The sequence below is a fragment of the Telluria sp. AZSoR62 genome, from assembly GCF_058111565.1.
Genome location: NZ_JBYTST010000491.1, coordinates 1 through 247, shown reverse-complemented (window position 1 = coordinate 247; position 247 = coordinate 1). Strand labels below are relative to the sequence as shown.

Here is a 247-nt window from a genome sequence, read left to right as displayed (position 1 = left end):
AAGCGACCATCAAGGCATAGAGGGACCAGTAATTTCCCCTGAGACATTTGACGCAGTTTGAGTGGGCTCACGCCCTTGGCCACCAGATACGGATGCAGTCGATCAGCAGGCTTTGAGCGCTGCCACAACTGCACTGCCTGCCGAGTCGCTGCTTGCTGCTTTTCCTGCTGTACCGCATCGGACCGGCGCCGGTTTTCTTCCGCCTTGGTGCGGGCAGCTTTGAGCGCTTCTGCTTGCTGGGCGCTCG

1 pseudogene is annotated in these 247 nt (G+C 59.5%); it reads right to left on the bottom strand.

Annotated elements, in window-relative coordinates:
- Window positions 1-247 (bottom strand): annotated as a pseudogene (locus AC3XQU_RS24495) (hypothetical protein); the annotation flags it as partial.